This window comes from bacterium, assembly GCA_028821235.1.
Taxonomy (GTDB): Bacteria; Actinomycetota; Acidimicrobiia; order Spongiisociales; family Spongiisociaceae; genus Spongiisocius.
In genome coordinates this window covers 63,371-81,894 of sequence record JAPPGV010000089.1, presented here as the reverse complement: position 1 = coordinate 81,894, position 18,524 = coordinate 63,371, and the positions used below count along the sequence as shown (strand labels likewise).

The window sequence follows — 18,524 nt, the reverse complement described above, 5'->3', positions numbered from 1 at the left end:
TGCCATGTACGGCCGGGACGCCGGAGGGATCATGGCGCGATCACCCCGCCCGGATAGCGGTCGAAGACCTTGACATCGTGGATCGGGACGATGTGACGAGCCGTCGCCCGCACCCTCGCGTAGCAGTCGAGCGCCTCGTACATGTTCTCGCTCAACCCCAGCATCTCGCCATCCTCCACGTTCTCGTAGAAGAAGTACGAGTCTGAGACGGCGACCGTCCCAACCGCCGTGTCCACCTCCACCACGATCGACTCCCGGTGATGGGCGCCCGACCACCAGGTACGCAGGCCGGGCGCGATCTCGTCCTCGTCCTCCAGCAGATGCACCCGATCCCAGCTGTCGGTCACGAGATCCACCAGGGTGTCTCTGGGAATCGACCGCCAGCGGTCGTCGTGGGGGTGGTCATGGGTGGTATGGAAGTGGATCCAGCCACGCTTGGCAATGCAGATCCGGGCCGATCTGAACTTGTGCAGGGTCCCGGTGGTATAGAGCTCCAGCGGGGTCAGCAGGACATGGGTGATGTCATCAGGCGTCAGGCCGACCGTCTCGAGAGCACCGATCATGTAGTGCTCCGGCTGCCTCTCCAGGTCCCCCTTGGGAGCGTCGTGAAGGTACCGCATCTTCGGCCAACCCTCCTCGACCATCGTGGTGTCGTCCGGAGGCGATGTGTTGACGAGAGCCGTTATACCTCCCCCCTGTATCAAGGTCACGTTGAACCCGAGCGGGTACACCTTGTCCCAATGGCTCATCCAGAAGACCTCGGGTCCCGCGATCAGCGACTCGCCTACGCTCAGGACCCTCACCGAGTAATTCATAGCTCTTCTCCTTTCATCGGCGACCTTGGGAAACACTCACCGGCGCGCCGCTGCGTGAAGACTCGTCCAGCGCCAGCGCCACCTCCAGCGCCGCCCGGGCATCCTCCAAGGACACCGGCCAGTCCCGGATGCCCCGGGCCCAGCCCAGGAAATGGCGGTCCTCGACAGCGACCGAGCCCGCCACGGTACCTCCCACGTCGAACACACCGTGTGTCCTGAGCCACCTGTTCTCGTCAAGCGAATAGACCCTGGTCACCGGATCGCGCATCTCGACATATCCGGCGCCTCGTGTGCCGAAGACGGCCAGCCGGTAGTCCGCCGCCAGCCCGGACCGGTGGTTCATGACCCAGTTGAACTCAACCGATCCGACCGCTCCGCCCGCGAAACGCAGGGTTGCCACGACCGCATCCACCGCGCCCTCCCCCAGCGAGGCGGTGGATGCCGGCATGGCCTGGACCCGCACGATGTCCCCCGCCAGCCAGCGGAGCAGGTCGAGGTCATGAACGCCCACCTCGACGGGCAGGGTCGTCCGGTGTGCCAGGAGACGCCCCTCGAATGCCGGGACGTTGCGGCGGGCGCTCAGGCTCACCGGATCCCCGATGTCCCCCCTGTGCACGCTCCTGGCCAGAGCGAGGTAGTCGGGCTCGAAACGCATCGTATGTCCCACCGCCAGCCGACCGCCGACCTGCCGGGCGATCCCGATGATGGCATCGGCGGCGTCCAGGTCGTGAGCGATCGGCTTCTCGCAGAACACCGGAAGTCCGGCCTCCAGGCAGCGGGCCACTACCTCAAGATGATGCTCCTGGGGGGTACAGACGAAGACCGCTTCAAGCGTCTCGCTTCCCAGCAACCGGTCCAGCTCGGAGTAGAGGCGCACCCCGGACGGCAATCTGTCGGCAACGCCCGGATCCAGGTCGCAACAGGCGACCAGTTCTGCTTGGGGAAGCGCGTCGAGGACCTGGACATGAACCGAGCCCATCATCCCGACACCCACCACGCCACAGCGGACGGGCTCCACGTGTACCTCCTTCCGGCGTTCCCGCGCACGCGAGACGCCTCGGGCGGGATCGCGCCGAGACACACCTCGCACGCGCCTGGTTGACGCCACCAGGCAATTCTCCAATAATCATGCCACGCAACGCCGTTGCGACGCGCGCAACACCCGGGGAGGGTCGCATGAAGATACAAGAAGCGCTCCGCGGGCAGGGACTGGTCTCCGCACCGAAGCCGGCTGACAGTGACCGCCGGTTCCCCGACGGCGCCGAGTTCCGGATCGAGATCCCGAGCGTGGAGGGCCCTGGAGTGCTGGCGGCGGTCGTGGAGCAGGCCGGTCGTTACGACCTCACCGTCAACCGCGTCTCGCAGGGCAGCGGTGGCATGCTGCTGGAGGAGGGCGAACTCCGCGAAATGGCCGCCATCGGCGCCGAGGCGGGCCTCGAGGTGTGCCTGTTCACAGGGCCCAAGGCCGGTTATGACGTGGGCGCCTTCAGCCGGTCGGAGGACGGGCGTAGCCAGTTCGCCCAGATCCGGGGCATGCGCCAGCTTCGGTACGCGGCGGCGGACATCATCAGGGCTACGGAAGCCGGGATCCGCAGCTTTCTCGTGGGTGACCTGGGCCTGCTGGCGGTCCTCACCCGGATGCAGCGTGACGGAGACCTCCCGAGCGAGACGATTTGGAAGATCTCGGCCTACATGGGGGTTTCGAACCCGGCATCCATATGCCTGCTCGAGGATATCGGAGCCGGGTCGGTCAACATCCCTGCAGACGTGACACTGGAGCAACTCTGGGAGATCAGGTCGGCTGCATCCATTCCGATCGACCTCTACCTGGAGACCCCGGACAGCATGGGACCTGTCGTCCGCGGGCACGAGATCGCCGACTTCGTGGCGGTGGGGGCCCCGCTGCACGCCAAAATGGGCCTGGCCAACGCCGGAGGCGTCTACCCATCCGGAGGTCATACCGTGGATACCGCCATCGCCAACGCTCGTGAGAAGGTACGCCGGGCTGCCATCGCCCTGGAGTGGCTACAGCGGGAGAGACCGGCCTCGGTCCAGTCGAAGCCTCATGCGGCCGGGCTCGGTATCCCGGTCGTGTCCTGAGCGGGCGCTCCGGGTCGATGGGCATGCATCCGTTCCGAGTCTCCCGGATAGCAGCGCGGCCATCGTTGCCCCTCCAAGCTGAGTGTTCCCGGTGAGACTGCTCTTCGCCGAGTTGACTCGGGTCGAGTCCCGCACGATTGCCCGGGACGGTCTGCTGGTCCTGCCGGTGGGCGCCACCGAGCAGCACGGACCCCACCTGCCGGTCGGCACGGACTCGATGGGCGCCGAATACGTGGCCCGCTCGGCGGCGGCGATGGTGGCGGACCGGTTCCCCGTGGCGGTGGCCCCGACCCTCTGGTACGGATCCTCTCCCCACCACATACCGTTCGGCGGCACCCTGTCGCTCACGGCGTCCACGTTCCTGTCCGTCCTGATGGACATCGGGCGGTCCATCGCCCACGCATCCTTCCGCCGCCTCTTCATAGTCAACGGCCACGGCGGGAACCACGAGTTGATCGGCCTGGCCGCCCGGGATCTGGCGCTGGAGGAAGGCATGGAAGTGGCGGCCTGCTCGTGGTGGCATCTGGCGGCTGAAGGGCTCGCGGCCGCGGGCGCCCGCGATATCGGACGCCTGCCGGGCCATGCCGGCGCCTTCGAGACGTCGGTGATGCTGGCATTGGATCCTTCCCTGGTCCGGGACCCCCGACCCCATCGGCCCGGCTGGACTTCCTCGATCGGCTCCATCGACGTGCCGGTGAGGGTCGAACGTCCGGGAAGCTGGCAGGAGACCGAGGGATTCACCGACAGCCCGGCCGCCGCATCGGAGGAGTTGGGCCACACCTTCCTGAAGATCGGAAGCGACGCGGTGGCCGATGCCATGATCGACTTCTATGCAGGCTCACCGAGCCTGCCAGACGCTCCGGAGGAAAGGGAGGGAACATGAGCCAACGGTTCGAACAGGCCGGCGCCGCCATCGAGACACGGCGGGTGGTCGAGATCGCTCGAGCGTTATGCAGCGTCCCGTCGGATGATCCCCAGGCCGAGGGCCCGCGCGCCGAGATCATCGCGGAGGCCCTCGAGCGCGCCGGGGCGGACGTTCACGTGGCGGATGTGGTAGCAGGTCGTCCCAACGTGATAGCGCGGGTGAGGGGCGAGGGGAAGAGGCCACCTCTCGTCCTGCAGGGTCACATCGATGCCGGGGTATACCCCTCCGGATGGACCCACAGCGCCCACAGCCCATGGGAGTCCGGCGGGCGGCTGTACGGCGGAGGCATCACGGACATGCTCGGAGGGGTAGCGGCGATGGTGGCCGCCGTGGAGGCCGCTGCCGGATTCGGACCTCTTCCCGGCGACCTGATCCTGCACGCGACGATGTACCACGACGGCATCGGGCTCGGGGCGAAGTATGCGCTGGCCACCGAAGGACCTAGCGAGGGTTACGGCATCTGCGGAGAGCCCTCAGATCTGAACATCCACACCGGCAACGGGGGGGCATTCAAGTTCGAGATCACCCTGACGGGGTCTCCGGCGCACGTGTCCCGGATGGAGTCTGCCGTGGATACCCTCCGCCCGGCAGCGGCGATATACGACAAGCTCGTCGACCACGAGTTCGCGCACCAACCTGAGCCCCGGTTACCTGACCTGCCCCGGCTGCTGATCGGGGAGCTCAAAGCGGGCAGTTCACCCACGGCTGTGGCAGAGTCGGCAACCATCACCGGCGATCTCCGGTGTGTGCCGGGGATGGACAGGATCACGGTCAGGCAGGAGATCCTGGACATCGTCCAGAGCGTGGTGCCGGACGACGTCGGCCACCGGGTGCGCATCATCGGTGTGCACCAGCCTTTCCTGGGCGCCACGTCGGGTCCGCTGGTCGATGCCATAACGGCCGCGCAGACCGCCATCGTCGGCATTGCCCCGCGCGTGACCAACGAACTGCCCGGCCAAGCCTTCGTCACCGACGCCGCGGACCTCGCGGCGGCCGGACTGGAGACGGTCGTCTACGGCGTGGGTGCCTGGCATTACGCTCCGGACGAGTGGGTCTGGATCGAACATCTGGCCGGATCTGCGAGGGTGTACCTGGCGGTGGCCGCCATGCTGGGCGCTGATACGTGACAGCAAGGAGCGGCACGCTTGCCTGAGGTCCGGCCACCATGATCGTCGACGCCCATACCCACGTCGGTGCCCGGGAGCACTTCAGCCCCGGATTCGTGGCTGAGATGGTCCGGGCCTGGGGCGAGATGAATTGGCCGCAGGACGACCTGGAGGCGCACCGGGAGGCCATGGAAGATGTCGACCGCGTGATAGTGGTGGCGATGGATGCCCCGGCGGTGGGGATGGTGGTGCCTGACCGGTACGTCAGCGAGTACGTGGCTTCCCGACCGGACAAGCTGATCGGTTTCGCAAGCGTCGACCCCAAACGGCCCGACGCCTTGGAGCGGCTCACCTTCGCCGTCTCGGAACTGGGCCTCAGGGGCCTCAAGGTGGGGCCCATCTACCAGCACTTCGATCCGACCTCCCCTCGGGCCATAGCCCTGTTCCGCCACGCTGAGAAGCTCGGTCTGCCGGTGCTCTGCCACCAGGGCACCACGTTCGTCTCGGATGCGCCGCTGCGCTGGGCCAGGCCCTTCCTGATCGACGATGTCGCCCGCGCGTGCCCGGAACTGCGGCTGTTCATCGCCCATCTCGGCCACCCGTGGTGCGAGGAGACGATGGCGGTGATACGCAAGCACCCCAACCTGTACGCTGATGTCTCCGCACTCCATACCAGGCCGGTCCAGTTGTACATGGCGTTGCGGTCCGCGATGGAGTACCGGGTCACCGACAAGCTCCTGTTCGGAAGCGACTTCCCGTTCGCCACGCCGTCCGGCACCGCCGACGCGTTGCGCGCGGTCAACGAGTCAGTGGGAACGGGCTGGCCACCGATCCCCCACGAAGTCATCGAAGGGATCATCCGGCGCCCGGCGCTGCAACTGCTGGGGCTCGAGGACTAGTGGTCTGTCTGCGAAACAACCGGGTGCTCTGGCGGTCATCGGCGCCCCGTCGCTGCGTTCCGCTTCCTCAACGTACCGCTGCGGGTACGCCTTCGTCAGCGGGCCTTGCGAGGAACACCGCTGCCTCGCCATACCACACCGCCATTACACAGACAGACCACTAGTTGAGTCAGGAGGCCGTCGTATGAGAATCGAGCGGATACGCACCACGGCGGTGGCCGTGTCCATGGTCGAGGAACGGATAATCGCCGGCGCCGGCGGGATTCACCAGCGTTCGCCTTTCCTGATCCTCGAGGTGGAGACCGACGAGGGCCTGGTGGGGCTCGGAGAAGTGTCCTGCACCCCGGTCTGGAGCGGCGAGGACTCGTCAACCGCCCGGCATGTGATCGACACGTATATAGGACCGGCGGTCACCGGCCTCGATCCCCGGTCGCCCGAAGCGCTCCACCCGGTGATCGACGGCGCCATAGCGGGCCATCACTTCACCAAGGCCGGGGTGGAGATGGCGCTGTGGGACATTGCGGGCAAGGCGGCGGGGCTACCCGTCCATCGGCTCCTGGGCGGGCCGGTGATGCCGAGGATTCCGACCAAGTTCTCGGTGACCGGTCGAGAGCCGGACCATGCCGCCGAGGTCGCGTCCTGGGCGGTGGAGCAGGGTTTCAGGGCCATGAAGGTCAAGGTCGGGCGGGGCGGTGTCGGGGATGACGTGGCCCGGGTGGCGGCGGTACGGGCGGCGATCGGCGACGATGTGGTACTGGGTGTGGACGCGAACGGGGGATGGAACCGGGGTGAGGCCATCCAGGCCGGCGGGCAGATCGCCCCGCTGGGAGTCTCGTTCATGGAACAGCCGGTACCCGCCCGCGACCTGGCAGGCATGGCCGAGGTAAGGCGGCAGGTCAGGATGCCCGTGGTCGCCGACGAGTCCGCCGGCACACCGGAGGACGCGGCGCTGCTCGCGCTGAACGAGTCATGTGACATCCTGTCCGTCTACGTCGGTATGGCCGGTGGGATAGCCGCCGCCCGGCGGGTGGCGGCCGTGGCCACATCCTTCGGTCTCGGGTGGACCATCGGATCCAACCTGGAACTCGGTATCGCGCTGGCGGCGCACATCCACATCGCAGCCTCGACCCCAGGATTCGACCGGCGGGTACCGGCCGACATCCTCAGCCCCTTCTATTACGAGGGTGACGTGATAGCCGAACCTCTCGACGTGAGAGCGGGTGTGGCTGTGGCACCCGAAGGCCCCGGACTTGGCGTGCGCCTAGACCGGGACGCTCTGGAGCGTTACCGGGACACCGGTTGAACCGGCCGGCACAGGTCGGACGGACGGTGTCGTGCAAATAACCGGGATTACCGCCACCCCGGTCGAGGTTCCCCGGCTGGCCCGCTTCCTGCCCAAGACCGCGCACGGGTCGGTCGCGGCTAGCCGCTACGTCGTTCTGGAGGTCGAGTGCGGCCCGGGAAGGGTGGGACTCGGCGAGATCACCTGTGACCCGCTATGGAACGGGGAGGAGGCGTTGGAGACGTCCAGGTTGCTGAGAGGTCCTCTGGGAGACGCCCTCATAGGTGCCGATCCACTCCAGTGGGCCGACGTATCCGCCCGGATCGACCGGGTGGTCAGCAACCGGCCGTTCCTCCGGGCGGCTGTCGAGATGGCCTGCCTGGACGTGGCCGGACGGCAGTTCGGAGTAGCGGCCCATGCCTTCCTGGGGGGCACCTACCGCACACGAGTCACTACCAAGCTGGTGCTCCCGGCGCGGGACGTGGAGACCGTGCGGGCGATGGCCGCCGACGCCGCAGGCCTGGGAGCCACCACCCTGAAAGTCAAGGTAGGGCTGGGGCTGGAGGAGGACCTCGCCCGGGTGGCGGCGGTCCGGAGCGTTGCCGGACCGGACATCCGGATCACCGTGGACGCCAACGAGGGATGGACGTCGGAGGAGGCGGCAACCGCGTTCGAGCGGCTGGCCGCGCTCGGCGTAGTCGCGGTCGAGCAGCCGCTACCGAGGAAGTCCGCCGCATCGTCCGCTGCGCTCCTCCGGTCAACACCGATGGCGGTGATCGGCGACGAGTCGATCTGGACCGCCACCGATGTGGTCGAGGCGGCCCGGCACCGCTCCTTCGATACCGTCAACCTGTATCCGGGCAAGTGCGGAGGACTGAGGCGGACGATCCGGATGGCTCATCTGGCCCGTACCCTCGGGCTGTCCGTGTCCTTTGGATCCAACCTCGAACTCGGAATAGGCGCGGCGGCGATGGCGCACACGGCGGCGGCCACGAAGGACCTGAGCCGGAGGGTACCGAGCGACCTGATCGGACCGCTCTACTTCGAGGCGACGATGGTCGAGAACGCCCGCTTCGTGGGGTGGCGATCAGCCACGGTCCCTACAGGCGCCGGCCTCGGGGTACGGCTCGACCGTGGGTCTCTGGACGCTTACCGGATCGTGGAAGGCGCGGTTTGACCCGTGGCGCTCCCGGCGAGAGACACGGCTTTGAACGCCCGAACATGCTCTACCAGTCGTGGCGCCAATTCTCTCATCCTGTCCTTGTTCCAGCGATCGGACGGCCCGGTGATGGAGATGGCTACCGGGTCCAGGTTGCTCCCGAGGCGGAGGGCGAAACCCATGCAGCAGACACCCAGGCGGCCTTCCTCGAAGTCAAGGCTGTAACCGCGGTCACGGGTACGGAGCACCTCGGCCTTGAGAGTGTTGCGGGACGTGATGGAGAACGGCGTCAGTCCCGCCAGATCGAGGTCGGCGATCAGGGATACTGCCTCCGGTTCCGTGAGGACCGCCAGGTAGGCCTTACCGAGCGCCGAGGTATGCATCGCATCCCGGCTCCCCAGTTGGCAGGAGACGCGCAGCGGATCGCGGCTGTCCACCCGTCCGACGATGAGCATTCGCCGGCGATGTGGTACTGCGACATGCACCGTCTCCCCCGACACGTCACGGAGGGTCTCGGCGAGCTGGAGGGCCTGCCGGAACGACGTGCCTGAGGCAGCCGCCTGCCCGAGGGCGACGAGATGGGGGCTGACCGCGTAAGACCGCCGATCGTCGAGCACGATCCAGTCAAGCTCGCACAGGGTGTTCAGCAGGCGCAGGGCGTTGGACTTGTGGACCCCGATCTCCGATGCCACGTCGTCGAGCCTCACCGTGCCCTCCCGGGCCACGAACTCGACCGTGCGGACAGCACGGGCCACCGTCTCCATCAGTGCCACTGTTCCTCCCCGGCGAAGAGTCAAGAACAGTAACCGATGGAATCGCCTAGGAAAACCTCGCCGCGGCAGCCTCGCATAACCACTTGACACCTTCGAGAGGGGGGCACCAGAATCATCAGCGCAAGACCGTTGCGTAGAACGCAACGAAATTGACCATGTGGAGGCGAAGACCTTCACGGAGGAGGACTCGATGAGTATTCGAGGACGCGTTTTGGTCACGCTCGCAGCGCTCGCTCTCGTGGTAGCGGCCTGCGGCGAGGACGAGCCTGCAGCGACGACCGCGGCTGCCACTACGGCCGCGCCCACGACAGCGGCACCCACGACCACGGAAGCAATGGCCGAGGCCATGAGTGCTTGTGAGGGTGCAACCCTTAGCTTCATCGGTCTCGACGGAGAAGCCGGAGAAACCGAACTGCAGGCCTGGCGCGACGAGAACGGCGTCGCTCTGGAAACCAACTGGCCTGGTAGCTGGCCCCAGTTCGTCGCGGCCATCAAGGTCGGTGACGTCTACGACCTGGCCACGATCGCCTACCACGTCGGTCCCCGGCACATCGAGGCAGGCCTCTTCCAGCCGCTCGACACGTCCAGGCTGGAGAACTGGGACAAGATGTTCCCGGGGCTCAGGGAGAACTCCTCGCTGCGGGGCGCCGACGGGCAGGTCTATGGCGTGCCGATCGCCTGGGGTGACGGGCCCTACATTTACCATCCCGGACGGGTAGCCAACCCCCCGCAGTCGATTACCGAGCTCATGGAGCCGGAGTGGGAGGGCCGTTTCACGATCTTCGACTCGCCGACGCTCGTCTTCTCGATGCTGGCGGTAGCGAACGGGTTCGATGACGGTGTGGGTGACCGCACCAACATAGACGCCGATCAACTCGAGGTGGTGAAGGAACAGGCACTGCAGATCCTCCGCAACGCATCGGCTTTCGCAAACGGCTACCGGGACGCGACCGACATCATGGTGGCGGGTGACTCGGACCTGAACGTCAACGGCTGGGAGGCCATGCTCACCTGGGCAGAGGAGCAGGGCGAGACCCTGGACTTCGCCTTCTTCGAGGAGTCGGGCGGCGGCGGCTGGTGGGACGGACTCGCCATCCCGGTCACGGCCGACGACGTGGACTGCGCCTACGAGTACATCGACCTGATGATCTCGGACGACATCAACGCCCAAGTGGGCGAGAACCTGGTGTCCGGCGTGGTCAACTCCAACTCGGCGGAGATCGCCGGACCGGGCGCTCAGATCTATGACTACGACCTGGTCCGTACCGACACTTCGGCCGTCTCCTTCCGCAATGCCCAGCCACCGGAGGATGACGAGGCGCCCGAGGGAATCACCACAATCTCCGACTGGCTTGACGCCTGGGAGGAGATCAAGGCCGAGGCATAGGGTCGGCGCCTGACGGCATCACCCAGCGGCAAAGGATGACGGAGAGCCTCTCGAGGCGAGGACCTCGCAGGAAGCGTTCCCGACGGGGAACATCCGGCGAGGTCCTCGTCGCGATCGATCGCCGCCGGAAGGTAGCCGCCTGGTTGCAGCTGTTGCCGGGGTCGGCGTACTTCACGCTGCTGTTCCTCGTCCCCCTGGCCGGCCTGGCGGCCATGAGCTTCTTCCGGCTGGTCGACTTCGATCCCGTGCCGGCGTTCGTGCTGTCGAACTACGCGGAGGTCCTGACAACCTCCATCCACGCCCGGCTCGGACTGCGGACGATCCAGGTGGCGGGCATCCTGACGGTCATCGTCCTCCTCGTCAGCTTCCCGTGTGCCTACGTCCTCAACTTCGTCTTCCGGGCGAAGCGACAGCTTCTCTACTTCCTGATCCTGGTCAGCCTCTTCGGGGGCTACATCGTCCGCATCTACGCATGGCGGAGCATCCTGGGCCGCCAGGGGGTCATCAACCAGACCCTCATGGGGATGGGCATCATCGAAGAGCCCATCCGCTACCTGCTGAACAGCATGTTCGCGGTGGGTGCCTCGCTCGTGAACTTCCTGATTCCGCTGGGTGTGCTCCCGATCTATGCGGCGATGCAGAACGTCTCCCCTCACGTGATCGAGGCGGCTCGGGACCTGGGAGCCTCGAGAATCCGGGCCGCTCGCCAGATCGTCCTGCCGCTGTCGATGCGGGGCGTGCGGGCGGCCACGGCGTTCGTGTTCATAGCAACGCTGGGTGAATGGGTGACCCCGCGGCTTCTCGGCGGAACCAAGGACCTGCTGATAGGCAACCGGATCGAGTTCTACTTCGGCCAGAGCCTCGAATGGCCGCAGGGGGCGGCCCTGGCCATGACCTTGATGGTGGCGATGGGCGTGTTCGCCTACATCATCATCTCGCTGATGAAGCGGCTCACGCGATGACCGGGCCGGATTGGCGCCGGACGCTGGTGCGCCTGCGGCGGCGCCCTCTGGGATCGGCCGTCTTCATGGTGCTGGTGTTCGTCTTCCTGTTCGCTCCGCTGGTGGTGATGGTGGCGTTCTCCTTCAACTCCTCTCCCCGCCTCAGCTTCCCGTTCGCGGGGGTCTCGATCCGCTGGTACCAGGAGATATTCACCGACACGCTGGTACTCAGGGCTTTCCGGCGCAGCATCCAGGCGGCGGTGGTGACCGCCGGCATCACGGGAGTCCTCGGCCTGCTCGCCGCCCTGGGGATACTGAAGGTGGCGGCCCGCTGGAGGACGGTGTTCCTGACCACGGCCCTGGGCCCGCTCGCCATCCCGGGACTGCTCTACGCCATCGGCCTGGCGGTCTTCTACCGGCAGATCGGCGTGGGACGTTCGATCTGGAGCGCCAACCTCGGCCACGCTCTCATCGCGCTGCCGTTCGTGTTCCTGATCATCGGCGCCTCACTGGAACGCTTCCGCTTCGGACTCCTGGAGGCGGCTCACGACCTCGGGGCGACACGCTGGTACGCGTTCCGGACCGTCACGCTCCCCCTGATCCTGCCGGCCGTGATAGGCGCCATGCTCCTGGCGGCAGCGATCTCGGTGGATGACTTCGTGATCGCCTTCTTCACAGCCGGGCAGGACAAGACGTTGCCGCTCGTGATGTACGGGAGGGTGCTGAAGGGCATCGACCCGACGCTCAACGCCATAGGTACAGTCATGCTGATACTCACTACGAGTCTGGCTTTCATGGCCGCTAGCAGAACCACGATTGGCGAACGATGACCGACGGACCCGGACAGACCTTCCAGCCCGCGATCCTTCTGGAGGGTGTCACCAAGCGCTTCGGCAGCGTTGTAGCTGTAGACAACGTGACGCTGGCTGTGGAAGAGGGCGAGTTCTTCTCCCTCCTGGGGCCCAGCGGCTGCGGGAAGACCACCCTGCTGAGAATGCTGGCGGGGTTCGAAACGCCCGACGAGGGGTCCGTATACCTCCGGGGCGAGGACGTGACACTGGTGCAGCCCAACAAGCGGGCCACCAACATGGTCTTCCAGAACTACGAGTTGTTCCCGCACATGACGGTGTTCAACAACGTGGCATATGGTCTCAAGCTGAAGAGAGTTCCCAAGGACGAGATCGGGCAGCGGGTCAACGAGATGCTCGAGGTGGTCGGGGTCGGTGGTCTCGGCGCCAGGGCGGCGGACCAGCTCTCGGGAGGCCAGCAGCAGCGCGTGGCGCTGGCCCGGGCCCTCATCAACCGACCGGCCGTGCTCCTTCTCGACGAACCGCTCAGCGCTTTGGACGTCAAGCTCCGCAAGCGCATGCAGCTCGAACTGAAGTCGATCCAGCACTCGCTCGGGACCACCTTCGTCTACGTGACCCACGATCAGGAGGAGGCGCTGCTGATGTCGGATCGGGTCGGGATCATGAACCACGGACGCCTGCTGCAGATCGGGGCGCCGCGCTCCATCTACGAACAGCCCAGGAACGAGTTCGTGGCGGACTTCGTGGGTACGCTCAACGACTTCGCCATCACCGTGACCCGTACGGAGGGTGACCTGGCGGTGGCGGAGCACGGCGACGGTGACCGGATCGTCGTGATGGCGGGTGACGCGACCAGCGCGGGAGGCATCCTCCGGCTAGCGGTCCGACCGGAGCGGATACTCGTGACCCCGCGCCGCGAGGAAACCGACTCAGGGCAGCTAGCCAGCAGGCTGTCGGGTCGGGTCCAAGACGTCATCTACATGGGGCCGATAACCCAGTACCTAGTCGAGACCCGGATGCTCGGACGGGTCGTCAGCCAGAGGGTGAGCAACGAGGAGGCGACCCTAATCACGCCAGGCATGGAAGTCGCGGTCACCTGGGCAGTGGACGCCGCGTTCCCACTCAGCGACCGGGACCCCGTCGATACCCCGAACACGTAGCAGGATCCATGCGGCACATCACCCGCGACATCGTCTCTTACTACTACGAGGTCGCCGATCCCCCGCGGCTGGATGTCGCGCCCGGCGAGACGGTGGTCTTCGAGACCTGGGACGCCAGGGCAGGCGCACTGCTCGACCGCCCTCCGAGCGTCCCCTTCAAGCTACCCCTGCCGACTCCCGGCCGCGGCAATCCGCTGACCGGGCCGCTTGCAGTGCGGGGAGCCGAGCCGGGCGACGCCCTCGTGATCCGTATCGATCGTATCGAGTTGCTCTCCCCCGGGTGGTGCGGTGGCCATGCCCATGTCGGACCGTTCCCCGAGGGTCGGGTTCCCAGTCCGGTCGGCCGGGTGTGCCCGATCGAGGATGGTCTCATCCGGTATTCGGAAGGCGTGCTCCTACCGGTGAACCCGATGGTCGGGTGCATCGGCACCGCCGTCCCGGGTGACGCACCCCAGGCCGGCATTCCCGGACGGCACGGTGGCAATCTCGACCACCCGGTGATTGCCGAGGGAACCACCGTCATGCTTCCGGTCTTCTCGGAGGGTGGGCTGCTCTATGTGGGCGACGTCCACGCCACCCAGGGCGACGGGGAGTTGTCCGGCGTCGCCGTGGAGACCCCGGCTGAGGTCACCGTCAAGGTGGACCTCTGGAAAGGGGCTCGGCTCCGATGGCCCTGGGCCGTCACCGAGGACGCCGTGATGGTGATGACCGCGCATCTCGAGTTCGAGCGCGCCCGCGAGGAAGCGGTCGAGGCGATGTTCCAGATACTCGAGACGCAGCTGGGATTGGAGCCGGGGGATGCCATCGCCCTCATCTCGGTGGCTGGAGACCTCCGGATCGGCCAGGCGTTCGGGGCCATGGAGTTGACCCTGCGGCTCGAGATGCCGCGATCACTGGGGATCGTTCCCGCTTAGCCTGAGCCGGTGGCGGTGTCCTCAGCCCAACTCGACGCCCGCTGACAGTGCGTCGTCCGCGAAAGCCTCCAGAGGCTCGTCGCCGACCGCCGCGCCGAGCGGGAGGGCCATCACTCGGTGGACGCCCAAGGCCCGGTACGCGGCCAGATGCTCGACACGCTCCGGACCCGGCGGTGCGGCGTTTCCGTACCAGTAATGAGCCGAGACTCGCAGGGTGTCAGGGTCACGCCCGACCTCCTCGCATCTCGATCTGAGCACCGGGAGCAAGGGCTCCAGCTCATGGGGAAGCAGCCCGTCGACGTTCAGTTCGTCGGCGTACCGGGCCGCCAGCCTCCAGGTGACCTCGGTTCCGTTGCCCCCCACGATGATCGGCATCGCCTCCTGGACCGGAGCCGGATTGGATCGAATAGAGGCGGCGAGGGACTCCTCGCAGGTCCGAGGCCCGCGTAGCGTCACCGCCATCTCCAGATGATCCTCGAGAATCCGCAGGCGGGACCCGACGTCCCGATCCCCGTAGCCGTACTCGACCCAGTCGTCGCGTTTCCAACCGGCGCCGAGCCCGAGGTCCACCCGGCCACCGCTGGCGGCATCCAGGGTGGTGATCATCTTCAGCATCATGCCCGGATTGCGATACCCGGCGCAGAGGACCAGATGGCCCATCCGGATTGTCCTCGTGGCGGATGCCACACCGGCGAGCAGTACGAAGGACTCGAGGAGCGGGGCTTGGCGGATGGGTTCCTCGGGCGTTAGATGGTCGTTGACCCAGACCGACTCGAACCCCAGTTCCTCGGCCCGGGTCGCCACCTCCACGGCTCGCCGGAAGGCTCTCGGCGTCGCCCACCCCGAGTACTCCCCCAGCCACCCCTGCGGTATCAACACGCCGGCTCTCATTCGGTGACCTCCTCTCGACCAGCCCTCTCAGCCGAGCCTCGTGACGGTGTGCCGGGCCACGAGGTCCGGGTCCAGTCCGACACCGAGCCCGGGCCTGGACGAGGCGATGGCAGCGCCGTTGCTCACCCGGACCGGCGATACGGCGCCGGTCTCGTGGTATCGGGCCGGGAGCATGTGTTCATAGTAAGCACGTCCGGCAACGCTGGAGGCGACGTGCAGGTTGGCCGCATTGGCGAGCGGGTTGCCCCCGAACCCGATCTCGAACGGCATTCCGGCCGCCGTGAGCTCGTCGCAGAGCGCCTTCAACCCTGTGATGCCCAGTTTGCGGGCACTGACCCGGACAATCTGGGGGGCTCCCAACCGTAGGGCGAGGCGGGCCTGATGGGAGAGGAACCCGATCGCATCGCTCATCGCGAGCGGCGTCCGGATCGCTTCGGCCAGCCGGAGGATGCTATTCCAGTCGTCCGGCGCCACCGGGTCCTCGTACCACGCGAATCCGGCCTCGTCGAGCGCTCTGCCGACGGCCAGAGCCTTGGTGAGGTCGTACGAATTGTTGGGGTCGAACATCAGGGCGACGGGTGGTCCGACCGCCTCACGCGCCATGCCGGCCAGCCGGATGGCGTCGGATTCGGGCACCCCGCCGGGATGGATCTTGTAGGCCCTGAAGCCGCTCTCCGTCGCCTCGATGACCTGCTCGACCACTGACTCCGGTCGCGCGTGCATGGGAGGAGAGGTGGCCACCGCGGGAATCTCCCGGCTCTGCCCTCCCAGCAGGGCGTAGAGAGGCAGACCCCTCGCTCTGGCAAGGGCATCCCAGAGGGCGATGTCGACGGCCGCCATCGCAGGATGGAGGGGGAACCCGTGCCCTGCCCATCGGTCCAGTCGGGTCCAGACCTGGTCCGGTTCGGCGAGCCGGTGACCGACCAGCCGGGGTTTGATCACGTCGGTTAGTTGCGCCACGCACGGTACGAGTTCACCGTCGAGCGGGCCGATCAGCCCGGTGGCGTCGAGGTCGGGGTCGGTCCGCACGCGGATCACCCCGTAGCGGAGCCGGCCACCGATGCAACCACGTTCATCGACTACGGGGATAGTTCCGACGTCCCACTCGACGATGTCCACCACCAGGTCAAGTATCCGCACTTGCTGCTTCCGGCTTCGATCGCGAGTCGTGTCCGTGACGAGCACCCGCCTGGTCGGTCGGTACCCGGAGTGAACCCATCGGAGCGTCGTCTACAGGGAGCGGCCGCCGACCGCTTCGCGGAGCAGGTCAAAGCGACGGTCCACCTCTAGCCTGGTCTCCGGGTCGAGCCGGTAGCCCACCGGTCCGCGGACCCGGGCACTCCTGAAGACACCCTGCCGCACCAGCAGGTGCTTCTCCACGGCGATGAAGCCGTCGAGCCCGGTCTGCAAGGAGATCAGGGCCGTGAGCGGTCCGTTGATCGCGTCGATCCGCTGCCGGTCGCCGCGCCGGAGCGCATCCCACAGGGCGACCAGGGCCCAGCAGACCTCGGCGCCCGGCATGGTCCCAATGACGCCCCGGCGGTAGCTGTCGACCAGTGCGATCCCTCCGGAGCCCTCGAACACGCGGGCCGCTCCCCCGGTGGCCTCCCGCAGTTCGGTCAGCCGCGGCCCGATAGGTACAGCCTCCGGCTTGAACAGCACCCGTCCCGGATATTCATCGAGCAGTTCGGCCTGCAGGCCGATCGACATCGGCGCGCCCACGTAACCACTGGCGTCCTGGATCACGACCGGCGCTGCGGTGGCCCCCAGCAGGGCGCGGTAGTAGGCGGCGAGTTCGTCCTCCAGGCTCGGAACGGTCGTGGGTGGTATCGCCATGAGGGCGGAAGCCCCGGAACGCTCGGCATGGAGCGCGTAGTCGACAGCCACCTTGGTGCTCTCCGCTCCCACGCTGACAACGACCGGCCCGTACGCCAAGCCGATCTCGCACGCCGCCTCCGCGAGGTCCCGCCGCTCCTTCCCGGATAGCCTCAGTGTTTCGGAAACCATGGCCATGACGATGCCGTCCACGCCGTGATCGTGCATCCAGCGGATCTCGTATTCGAGGCTTTTCCAATCGATCGTGTCGTCGGCCAGGAAGGGGGTCTGGAATACGGGAAAGACCCCGGCGAGTTCGTCGGGCATGACCGGATGGTACCGGTTTCCGGCTGGGGAACCCCAGGTCAGGAGAGCCAAGGGGTCCGCTCGCTCCTCCTGTGAACCCCCATCCACGAGTATTTGGCCACCGGCTACGCGATGGCGCAGCCCCGTCGGTTGTCAGCCGCCGACCTCGGCAATCGAGACGACGCGCCCCTCCGCTATCGAACGGTCCATCGCGAGGGCCGCTACGAGAGCGGCCCGGGCGTCGTGCAGCGTCAGCGGCCAGTCCCTACCGTCCCGCACCCGGCCGAGGAAGAAGGCGTCCTCCGAGGGAAGGGCGCCGAACGGTATGTCGTTCGGGTAGGAGTAATAGCCCGAATGAACATGCTCGAGACCGTCCAGGCTGAAGACGACCGCCGGTGAGTCGCGGGTCTCGATGTACGCGCTACCGCGGGTCCCGAAGACGGCCAACCGGTGGTCGGAGCGCAGCCCGGATTCGAAGGGGAGGATCCAGTTGTGATCCAGGGCACCGACCGCGCCGGAACGGAACCGCACCGTGCCGACCGCCGCATCCGGCCCCGGTCCCACCACCGCATGTGCGGCCGCCTCTGCGTAGACGTGCTCGATGTCCCCGACCAGCCAGCGCATCACGTCGAGATCGTGAATGGCCATTTCCTGGGGAATGGTGGTACGGCCGGAGATGATCCTGCCCTCGTAGTCCGGCGCGTTCCAGCGCGCCGAGATATGGACTATGTCACCCAGCCGCCCCTCCGTCACGGCCTGGTGTATAGCGACGTAGTTCGGGTCGAAACGCAATGTATGGCCGATCACCAGGTCGCCGGTGGTCGACGCATCGAGCTCCATCATGCGATCAGCGTCATCCAGCGAGGACGCGAACGGCTTCTCACAGAAGACATGCAGGCCGCGGATCAGACCGGCCTCGACGACCGGCAGATGCAAGTGCTGGGGCGTGCAAACCCATAGCGCTTCGAGGCCCTCGACATCCAGGGCAACATCCAGGTCGGTCGTGAAGAGGGTTCCCTCCGGGACGGTGGCGCCGGCATCGGGGTCGGTATCGCAGACTGCAACCAACTCCGCCGCCGGATGAGCGGCGATGATCCGGGCGTGTTCCCTGCCGATCATGCCGTGCCCGACCAGGGCGCACCGGATCGGCTCCATGGTCATCCCCTCTCCTCACCCTGATGCGGCCGCCGGGGACCCGCCCGGGGTGTGACAGCGCCGGCGAGCCACTTGAACGGTCGGTCG

Annotated in this window: 18 protein-coding genes; 11 read left to right on the top strand and 7 right to left on the bottom strand. The window is 66.9% G+C overall.

What is annotated here, in order from left to right; all coding sequences use genetic code 11:
- Nucleotides 1–29: 29 nt before the first annotated feature.
- Both OXK16_10400 and OXK16_10395 read right to left on the bottom strand, forming a co-directional pair.
- Nucleotides 30–815 (bottom strand): hypothetical protein, encoded by a 786-nt coding sequence (locus OXK16_10400; GenBank protein MDE0376359.1) that lies wholly within the window; start codon nucleotides 813–815, stop codon nucleotides 30–32.
- Nucleotides 816–828: 13 nt separating this feature from the next.
- The gene (locus OXK16_10395; protein ID MDE0376358.1) at nucleotides 829–1,833 is read right to left on the bottom strand and encodes a Gfo/Idh/MocA family oxidoreductase; all 1,005 of its coding nucleotides are present in this window, start codon (nucleotides 1,831–1,833) and stop codon (nucleotides 829–831) included.
- Between the two features lie 158 nt (nucleotides 1,834–1,991).
- On the opposite strand from OXK16_10395, the gene OXK16_10390 reads away from it, so the two are divergent.
- The 6 genes from OXK16_10390 (at nucleotide 1,992) to OXK16_10365 (ending at nucleotide 8,304) form a co-directional block, all read left to right on the top strand.
- Nucleotides 1,992–2,915, top strand: coding sequence for a hypothetical protein (locus tag OXK16_10390; protein MDE0376357.1), 924 nt, complete (start codon nucleotides 1,992–1,994; stop codon nucleotides 2,913–2,915).
- Nucleotides 2,916–3,006: 91 nt separating this feature from the next.
- The gene (locus OXK16_10385) at nucleotides 3,007–3,798 is read left to right on the top strand and encodes a creatininase family protein (GenBank protein ID MDE0376356.1); all 792 of its coding nucleotides are present in this window, start codon (nucleotides 3,007–3,009) and stop codon (nucleotides 3,796–3,798) included.
- A complete protein-coding gene (locus tag OXK16_10380; GenBank protein MDE0376355.1) occupies nucleotides 3,795–4,967 on the top strand; it encodes a M20/M25/M40 family metallo-hydrolase in 1,173 nt (390 codons plus the stop codon). The genes OXK16_10385 and OXK16_10380 overlap by 4 nt, the downstream gene beginning before the upstream one ends.
- Nucleotides 4,968–5,005: 38 nt before the next feature.
- A complete protein-coding gene (locus OXK16_10375) occupies nucleotides 5,006–5,845 on the top strand; it encodes an amidohydrolase family protein (GenBank protein ID MDE0376354.1) in 840 nt (279 codons plus the stop codon).
- A gap of 184 nt (nucleotides 5,846–6,029) precedes the next feature.
- Nucleotides 6,030–7,148 (top strand): hypothetical protein, encoded by a 1,119-nt coding sequence (locus OXK16_10370; protein MDE0376353.1) that lies wholly within the window; start codon nucleotides 6,030–6,032, stop codon nucleotides 7,146–7,148.
- Between the two features lie 31 nt (nucleotides 7,149–7,179).
- Nucleotides 7,180–8,304: a mandelate racemase/muconate lactonizing protein gene (locus tag OXK16_10365; GenBank protein MDE0376352.1), complete on the top strand. Its 1,125-nt coding sequence runs from the start codon at nucleotides 7,180–7,182 to the stop codon at nucleotides 8,302–8,304.
- Here the strand turns inward: OXK16_10365 and OXK16_10360 are convergent.
- A complete protein-coding gene (locus OXK16_10360) occupies nucleotides 8,277–9,050 on the bottom strand; it encodes an IclR family transcriptional regulator (protein ID MDE0376351.1) in 774 nt (257 codons plus the stop codon). The genes OXK16_10365 and OXK16_10360 overlap by 28 nt on opposite strands.
- A gap of 199 nt (nucleotides 9,051–9,249) precedes the next feature.
- Between OXK16_10360 and OXK16_10355 the strand changes: the two genes are divergently transcribed.
- From OXK16_10355 to OXK16_10335, 5 genes are all read left to right on the top strand, one after another.
- Nucleotides 9,250–10,446: an extracellular solute-binding protein gene (locus OXK16_10355; protein MDE0376350.1), complete on the top strand. Its 1,197-nt coding sequence runs from the start codon at nucleotides 9,250–9,252 to the stop codon at nucleotides 10,444–10,446.
- A gap of 143 nt (nucleotides 10,447–10,589) precedes the next feature.
- On the top strand, nucleotides 10,590–11,408 hold the full coding sequence (locus OXK16_10350) for an ABC transporter permease (GenBank protein MDE0376349.1): 819 nt from the start codon (nucleotides 10,590–10,592) through the stop codon (nucleotides 11,406–11,408).
- The gene (locus OXK16_10345) at nucleotides 11,405–12,217 is read left to right on the top strand and encodes an ABC transporter permease (protein MDE0376348.1); all 813 of its coding nucleotides are present in this window, start codon (nucleotides 11,405–11,407) and stop codon (nucleotides 12,215–12,217) included. Before OXK16_10350 ends, OXK16_10345 begins: the two co-directional genes overlap by 4 nt.
- Entirely contained in the window at nucleotides 12,214–13,356 is a 1,143-nt protein-coding gene (locus OXK16_10340; GenBank protein ID MDE0376347.1) for an ABC transporter ATP-binding protein, read from the top strand. The genes OXK16_10345 and OXK16_10340 overlap by 4 nt, the downstream gene beginning before the upstream one ends.
- Nucleotides 13,357–13,364: 8 nt before the next feature.
- The gene (locus OXK16_10335; GenBank protein ID MDE0376346.1) at nucleotides 13,365–14,270 is read left to right on the top strand and encodes an acetamidase/formamidase family protein; all 906 of its coding nucleotides are present in this window, start codon (nucleotides 13,365–13,367) and stop codon (nucleotides 14,268–14,270) included.
- A 21-nt stretch (nucleotides 14,271–14,291) separates the two neighbouring features.
- Here the strand turns inward: OXK16_10335 and OXK16_10330 are convergent, their stop codons facing one another.
- The 4 genes from OXK16_10330 to OXK16_10315 all read right to left on the bottom strand — a co-directional run bounded on the left by OXK16_10330 (nucleotide 14,292) and on the right by OXK16_10315 (nucleotide 18,443).
- Nucleotides 14,292–15,161, bottom strand: coding sequence for an LLM class flavin-dependent oxidoreductase (locus OXK16_10330; protein ID MDE0376345.1), 870 nt, complete (start codon nucleotides 15,159–15,161; stop codon nucleotides 14,292–14,294).
- Between the two features lie 27 nt (nucleotides 15,162–15,188).
- Nucleotides 15,189–16,301 (bottom strand): mandelate racemase/muconate lactonizing enzyme family protein, encoded by a 1,113-nt coding sequence (locus tag OXK16_10325; GenBank protein MDE0376344.1) that lies wholly within the window; start codon nucleotides 16,299–16,301, stop codon nucleotides 15,189–15,191.
- A gap of 90 nt (nucleotides 16,302–16,391) precedes the next feature.
- Nucleotides 16,392–17,303, bottom strand: coding sequence for a dihydrodipicolinate synthase family protein (locus OXK16_10320; GenBank protein ID MDE0376343.1), 912 nt, complete (start codon nucleotides 17,301–17,303; stop codon nucleotides 16,392–16,394).
- A 132-nt stretch (nucleotides 17,304–17,435) separates the two neighbouring features.
- Nucleotides 17,436–18,443 (bottom strand): Gfo/Idh/MocA family oxidoreductase, encoded by a 1,008-nt coding sequence (locus OXK16_10315; protein ID MDE0376342.1) that lies wholly within the window; start codon nucleotides 18,441–18,443, stop codon nucleotides 17,436–17,438.
- Between the last annotated feature and the right edge of the window lie 81 nt (nucleotides 18,444–18,524).